Genomic DNA, 5,199 nt, shown 5'->3' with positions numbered 1-5,199 from the left:
ATCTCACCTCTATTTGCAATTAATATTTTTTTAAACATCTTATTTGAAATTTTAAATGTAAATTTTAAATCTAAGTTCTATTGATTTTCGAAATATTCGATATCAAAAATAATTTTATAATTTAAAATTTCTTTATGATGGATCAACTAAAAATAACGGTTGATCAAACTCAACTGGCGACATATCGTCTACCAATATTTTAACGATCTTACCTGAAACTTCAGATTCAATTTCGTTAAATAATTTCATGGCTTCAATTACACATAAAACATCACCTTTTCCAATTGATTTACCTACTTCAACAAACATTGGTTTGTCTGGTGATGGTTTTCTATAGAAAGTACCAATAATTGGTGACTTTATAGTAACATAATGTGCATTCTCTACAGCTGGTGCTTCTGGAGTTGCTGCAACTGGAGCAATTTGTTGAGGCGCTACTGCCTGAGGAATTGCAGCCTGAGCTGGCATTTGTTGTACATATGTAGTCTCAGTTACATTTCCTTCTAAAGTGGTTCTAATGGTAATTTTCACATCATCCATTTCTAATTTAACTTCTGCAACACCTGAATTTGCTACAAACTTGATTAGATTTTGAATTTCTTTTAAATCCATGATTATTTGTTTTTAGTTTAAATTTATTTTTTATCGTAAGCCCATTTTAAATAAATAGATCCCCAAGTGAATCCACCACCAAATGCTGCTAAAATTATGTTATCCCCTTTTTTTAACAAGTGCTCAAAGTCATATAAAACTAAGGGTAAAGTAGCTGACGTGGTATTACCATACTTCTCAATATTTACAAGTACTTTAGAGTCTTCAAGTTCCATTCTACTTGCTGTTGCGTCAATAATACGTTTATTTGCTTGATGAGGAACCAACCAATCAACATCAGTATTGGTCAAATTATTTCTTTTTAGTATCAATTCACTAGCATCGGCCATATTAGTTACTGCGTATTTAAAAACAGTTTTACCATCCTGTACTATACTGTGTTTTTTATCTCTAACTGTTTCAAATGATGTAGGAGTTATAGACCCACCGGCATCAATCTTTAAGAAATCTCTACCTACTCCATCGCTACGTAAATATTCGTCTTGCAAACCTAATCCTTCATAGTTAGGCTCAAACAATACGGCTCCTGCACCATCACCAAAAATGATACAAGTAGCTCTATCTGTATAATCTACAATAGAGGACATTTTATCAGCACCTATTAACAGTACTTTTTTATATTTTCCTGAGGCTATGTAAGCTGATGCGGTTGACATACCATATAAAAAACTAGAACATGCAGCTTGCAGATCATAAGCAAAAGCATTTGTAGCACCTATTTGGGTGGCTACATAAACTCCAGTTGAGGCTACAGGCATATCTGGTGTAGCTGATGCTAATATCACCATATCAATTTCAAGAGGATCAATATTAGCTTTTGCTATCAAATCTTGAGCAGCTTTTATAGCTAAAAAAGAGGTTCCTTTATCGGTATCCTTAAGTATTCTTCTTTCTTTAATTCCTGTACGTGAAGTAATCCATTCGTCATTGGTATCAACCATTGTTTCTAATACTTTGTTCGAAAGCACAAAATCAGGTACGTAGGCACCAACAGCGGTTATTGCGGCTGTGATTGTATTCATTGTTGCATTTATTTCAAGTCAAATGTTTCCATTTGAAAATTTTTTAAAAGACGTGAAAATTACAAAAAAATTTTCATTTTTTTTCTGAAAGTGTTGTCTTATAATTAGCTCTAATTATAATCAACAAAAAAAACTCTCACGATGTGAGAGTTCGAATATCATTTACCGTAATGTATTAAGCAACAGCTACAGATTTATCTATAACAACTTGCCCTCTGTAATACATTTTACCTTCGTGCCAGTATGCTCTGTGGTATAAGTGTGCTTCTCCTGTGATAGGACAAGTTGCAATTTGTGCTACAGTAGCTTTATAATGTGTTCTTCTCTTATCTCTTCTTGTTTTGGAGATTTTTCTCTTAGGATGTGCCATTTTACTATATTATTTATCCGTTAATAGTTGCTTTAATTTGTCCCATCGCGGGTCAATATTTTCTTCTTCTTTAATTTCTTCTTTCTCTTCGCTTACAGCAAGTTCACTTAGTTTTTGCAAAGCTTCTGTTTGCAAAGTTCCGTCTTTTACGCCAGGATGAACCCGTCTTAAAGGAACTGATAACACAATCATTTCATAAATATATTGCGCTATATCTATCTCAAACTCTCCGTGAGGAAGTACTAATAACTCCTCATTATCATTGTTAAATTCTTCACCAAAACGAACTATAAGTTTCATTTTTCCTTTTACAGTCAAGTTAAAATCTTCACTGGTCAAGTCACAAGGAACATTTACATATCCTTTGTGTTTAAAACTTAATTCTAGAAATGTACTTTTTTTATCTAAAACTACATTTACTTTGATATTTGAATCTTGATATTCATTGTAATCAAAGATTTCAAAGAACTTATTATCAATTTGATATTCAAAATTATGTTTCCCTAGCTTCAAACCTATAAAAGGTATCAAATATTCTTTCGTGTTCTTCATTTTAACCACAATTTGACCCTAAACTTCGGGAGTGCAAAGATATAAATTTATTGCAAATCTAATAATCTTATTCACTTTTTTTTGTTCACAACTGTTTTTCTTTTATTCTAAGCGGTTTTTTACTGATTTCGGCATATTGATTTCTAGAATGAAACACATCAATAGCTAAATATACCGCCTCTTTAAATGAATTGAAATCAGCAATACCTTTACCCGCAATTTCATAAGCAGTCCCGTGATCTGGAGAAGTTCTAATTTTATGCAAACCTGCTGTATAATTTACTCCTTTGCCAAAAGACAATGTTTTAAAAGGTATCAATCCTTGATCATGATAGGTTGCTATTATAGCGTCGTATTTTTCGTATTGATTGCTTCCAAAAAAACCATCTGCTGAAAAAGGCCCAAAAACAAGTGTTCCTTTATCAAATATTTTTTTTAAAACAGGATTCAAAACTAAGTTTTCCTCATTCCCTATCACTCCACCATCCCCACAGTGAGGATTCAAACCCAATACTGCAATCTTTGGCTTGTTTATACTAAAATCTTGAATTAAAGACTGCTTGATTGTTTCAATTTTTCTAACAATTAACTCCTCGGTTAAATGTGTTGCTACTTCACTTAAAGGAATATGATCTGTAAGCAAACCTACCCTCAAATTATCTTGAACCATCAACATCAATGCATTTCCTTCTAATTCTTGATCCAAATAATCCGTATGTCCCGGAAACGCAAACTCTTCTGATTGTATGTTAGATTTATTAATAGGAGCCGTTACCAATACGTCAACTCTACCTTCCTTTAATGCCTTTGTAGCCGCAACAAAAGACTTTATTGCATACTCTCCTGCTTTGCCATCAGATTTACCAAAATTTAACTCAACTCCTTCTTTCCAAACATTTAAAACATTGATTTTTCCATGGACCAATTGGTCTAATTTATCAATTCCGTGCAATACAGATGTAGAGTGAAATGTTTTTTTAACGAAAGACAACATTTTTACATTTGCAAAAATAACTGGAGTACACATTTCTAACATTCGAGAATCCTCAAATGTTTTCAAAACTACCTCGCTTCCAATACCGTTTAAATCTCCTATAGAAATCCCTACAATTATATTTTCTGCATTTTTCACCATGACTACCGTTATTTATTGCTAATTTTGAATTGCAAATTTAGTAAAATAAAACAAGAAATGTTTACAGGAATCATAGAAACACTTGGCACCATCCAAGAAATACAAAAAGAGAATTCTAATGTGCATATTACCATCAGCTCCTCTATTACAAACGAACTTAAAATAGACCAAAGCGTAGCACATAACGGTGTATGCCTAACAGTTGTAGCCATACAAGATGACCGCTATACCGTGACTGCCATAGATGAAACTTTACAAAAAACCAACCTATCTCACTGGAATACAAATGACATTGTAAACCTAGAGCGTGCTATGAAACTGGGCGATAGGCTTGACGGACATATTGTGCAAGGTCACGTTGACCAAGTAGGAACTTGCATTCTAGCTGATGAAACCAACGGGAGCTGGAAATACACATTTGAATACGACAGTAATTTAAATAACATCACAATCGAAAAAGGATCTATAACTGTAAACGGCGTTAGTTTAACCGTAGTAGATTCGCAAAAAGATAGATTTAGTGTTGCCATTATCCCATACACCTTTGAGCATACTAACTTCAACACTTTTACAATTGGCACAAAAGTAAATTTAGAATTTGATGTTATTGGTAAATATGTATCCCGACTTCACGGTATGAAATAAGATCCCAAAAAAAAAGAAAACCTTTAGTAATTCTAAAGGTTTTCTTTTTTTACACGATGTATCGTGATATAATATCCTAAAAATGCTGCTACTATAACCGCTATATAAACATAGTCATCAACTGGAAATACAGGTTGATCCTCACCTAGTGGTGGCGGTGGTGTTCTTTGAGCATTTGCAAAAATTACAAAAGCAAAAGTCAACACAAACGAAAGGTGGTATTTATTTGAAAGTTGTTTCATGTCGGTACAAAAATAAAAAAATTAACGACACAAAAAAGAAATTAAATTACAATAACTTGTTTTTTATCAATAACATGCCTAGTTATTACTATTATAACAAATTCTTACTAAAACAAGAATTACGCTAAATCTACATCTATAACTTTTGCAGCTAGACAAGCTCTTTTAAAAGTGCACAAAAAGCAACAATCACATAAGAATATTTTACATGTAACGAACCAATTTCAGAATTGATCCCGAAACAGATTCAACAACATCTTTCTAATTCACTTCACTAAAAAAAATAAACCCCTCAATATCAACAGATATGAGGGGTTTTTTGTGGTCCCACCTGGAGTACCATTATTTTTTAGCTTGTTTTATTCAACTATAATCTCTTATATTTGAATATCAATAGGTTTATCATGTATGTTTTAATGAGTTTTAACGAACTTTAATTTATAAATACTCCCCTATTTACTCCCCCTATTTAACCAGCTTTAATGAAATTTAACATGAATTATCTATTTGAATTACGCAAAGACAAAATAAATAAAAACGGTTTAATACCTGTTAGGGTAGTTGTTACCGCAGGAAAAATTAAAATCAGAAAAAATCTCCATAATGTAAAAACCTTACAAG

Annotated in this window: 7 protein-coding genes; 1 reads left to right on the top strand and 6 read right to left on the bottom strand. The window is 32.4% G+C overall.

The annotated features are described in order from the left end of the window. Positions 1 to 132: 132 nt before the first annotated feature. The 5 genes from accB to pdxA all read right to left on the bottom strand — a co-directional run bounded on the left by accB (position 133) and on the right by pdxA (position 3,691). The gene (gene accB / locus FPG59_RS13725) at positions 133 to 612 is read right to left on the bottom strand and encodes an acetyl-CoA carboxylase biotin carboxyl carrier protein (protein WP_086455151.1); all 480 of its coding nucleotides are present in this window, start codon (positions 610 to 612) and stop codon (positions 133 to 135) included. 23 nt (positions 613 to 635) lie between these two features. Beyond that, positions 636 to 1,634, bottom strand: coding sequence for a beta-ketoacyl-ACP synthase III (locus FPG59_RS13720; protein WP_086455150.1), 999 nt, complete (start codon positions 1,632 to 1,634; stop codon positions 636 to 638). Positions 1,635 to 1,809: 175 nt separating this feature from the next. After that, positions 1,810 to 2,004: a 50S ribosomal protein L32 gene (rpmF, locus tag FPG59_RS13715; RefSeq protein ID WP_007137315.1), complete on the bottom strand. Its 195-nt coding sequence runs from the start codon at positions 2,002 to 2,004 to the stop codon at positions 1,810 to 1,812. A 9-nt stretch (positions 2,005 to 2,013) separates the two neighbouring features. Continuing rightward, positions 2,014 to 2,556, bottom strand: a complete 543-nt coding sequence (locus FPG59_RS13710; RefSeq protein WP_086455149.1) for a DUF177 domain-containing protein — start codon at positions 2,554 to 2,556, stop codon at positions 2,014 to 2,016. A gap of 85 nt (positions 2,557 to 2,641) precedes the next feature. Next, positions 2,642 to 3,691 (bottom strand): 4-hydroxythreonine-4-phosphate dehydrogenase PdxA, encoded by a 1,050-nt coding sequence (gene pdxA, locus FPG59_RS13705; RefSeq protein ID WP_086455148.1) that lies wholly within the window; start codon positions 3,689 to 3,691, stop codon positions 2,642 to 2,644. A 57-nt stretch (positions 3,692 to 3,748) separates the two neighbouring features. On the opposite strand from pdxA, the gene FPG59_RS13700 reads away from it, so the two are divergent. After that, positions 3,749 to 4,336, top strand: a complete 588-nt coding sequence (locus FPG59_RS13700; protein ID WP_086455147.1) for a riboflavin synthase — start codon at positions 3,749 to 3,751, stop codon at positions 4,334 to 4,336. Positions 4,337 to 4,368: 32 nt separating this feature from the next. Here the strand turns inward: FPG59_RS13700 and FPG59_RS13695 are convergent, their stop codons facing one another. Then, a complete protein-coding gene (locus FPG59_RS13695) occupies positions 4,369 to 4,578 on the bottom strand; it encodes a hypothetical protein (RefSeq protein ID WP_086455146.1) in 210 nt (69 codons plus the stop codon). Between the last annotated feature and the right edge of the window lie 621 nt (positions 4,579 to 5,199).

This window comes from Flavobacterium sp. FPG59 (assembly GCF_002150205.1).
Taxonomy (GTDB): domain Bacteria; phylum Bacteroidota; class Bacteroidia; order Flavobacteriales; family Flavobacteriaceae; genus Flavobacterium.
Note: the sequence above shows the minus strand (reverse complement) of the source record. Positions and strands in the feature narration are given on the sequence as shown.

Coding starts and splice junctions, on each gene's coding strand:
- accB (WP_086455151.1), bottom strand. CDS start 612: ATGGATTTAAAAGAAATTCAAAATCTAATCAAGTTTGTAGCAAATTCA.
- FPG59_RS13720 (WP_086455150.1), bottom strand. CDS start 1,634: ATGAATACAATCACAGCCGCAATAACCGCTGTTGGTGCCTACGTACCT.
- FPG59_RS13695 (WP_086455146.1), bottom strand. CDS start 4,578: ATGAAACAACTTTCAAATAAATACCACCTTTCGTTTGTGTTGACTTTT.
- pdxA (WP_086455148.1), bottom strand. CDS start 3,691: ATGGTGAAAAATGCAGAAAATATAATTGTAGGGATTTCTATAGGAGAT.
- FPG59_RS13710 (WP_086455149.1), bottom strand. CDS start 2,556: ATGAAGAACACGAAAGAATATTTGATACCTTTTATAGGTTTGAAGCTA.
- rpmF (WP_007137315.1), bottom strand. CDS start 2,004: ATGGCACATCCTAAGAGAAAAATCTCCAAAACAAGAAGAGATAAGAGA.
- FPG59_RS13700 (WP_086455147.1), top strand. CDS start 3,749: ATGTTTACAGGAATCATAGAAACACTTGGCACCATCCAAGAAATACAA.